Below are 1,019 nucleotides of genomic sequence, written 5' to 3'. Positions count from 1 at the left end.
ATGCTCGATGCCCTGGCGAGCGACCCGAGCACGACCCAGAGGCGCCTCGGCGACGGCTTCTACGAGCAGCGGCTGATCAACGAACAGATCATGCAACTCACCGGGCAGCGCTACCTGGAGGGATACGCAGACGACGACGCCCAGTACCGGGCCCTGATGAACGCTGGCATCACCTTCGCCGAACAGCACGACCTGCGCCCCGGCGTGGCACTGACCGCCGAGCAGATGGCGCAACTGACCAGCGATATCGTCTGGCTGGTCAAGCAGACCATGACCTTTGACGACGGCAGTACGGTCGAGGTCCTGGTGCCCCAGGTCTACGTACGGGTACGCGAAGGCGACCTCACCCTGATCGCCGGCAACTCCCTACAGCTGGATATCGCCGGCGACCTGCTCAACTCCGGCACCCTGGCCGGTCGTGAGGTGGTCAGCCTCACGGCCGATAACATCGCCAACCTGGGCGGTGGTATCAGCGGCAACCTGGTCGACCTCGAGGCACTTTTTTATACTGCCAGTCGATGAGACCAGAGGTGGAAGTGATGAGTAACTGCAAGTGGACATGGAGGGCGTATGTTATCAGAAATATTAGAATACTTATTATCTGTATATTTACAGTGGCTTTTTTCTGGAACAGTGTTGCAATAATGGAAGTGGTGTATGATTTTTTTGGCGGAGAGCTAAGAGGGTATGGCCCAACAAGCCAACATAGGCATAGGGTTTTAGGAATGGTAATAGGGGGAATTTTTTTGTTTGGAAGTTTGCTGGATACCTACAGCTTTTTCTATTACCGAAAGCATCCTGATCGCTATCCTCCGGCGCGTAGGAGAAAGGAGTGAGAGATTATCTGGACACCAGCGCTCAATGCCAGGCCGCTACTGTGCAGACGTTGCCCCAGGTCTACGTACGGGTACGCGAAGGCGACGGCACCCTGGCCGGGCGCGAGGTGGTCAGCCTCACGGCCGATAATATCGCCAACCTGGGCGGCGAGATTGCCGCACGAGAATCGCTGAGCCTGGAGG

General features: G+C 57.1%; 2 protein-coding genes. Both read left to right on the top strand.

Features of this window, described 5'->3' with window-relative positions; all coding sequences use genetic code 11:
* On the top strand, positions 1-522 hold a 522-nt coding region (locus HP566_RS01480), incomplete at its 5' end, for an S-layer family protein (RefSeq protein ID WP_249975486.1).
* 310 nt (positions 523-832) lie between these two features.
* Positions 833-1,019, top strand: a 187-nt coding sequence (locus HP566_RS01475; RefSeq protein ID WP_249975485.1) for a hypothetical protein, incomplete at its 3' end; no start/stop codon positions are given.

The sequence above is a fragment of the Vreelandella olivaria genome (assembly GCF_023507745.1).
In the GTDB taxonomy this organism is placed as follows: domain Bacteria; phylum Pseudomonadota; class Gammaproteobacteria; order Pseudomonadales; family Halomonadaceae; genus Vreelandella; species Vreelandella olivaria_A.
Note: the sequence above shows the minus strand (reverse complement) of the source record. Positions and strands in the feature narration are given on the sequence as shown.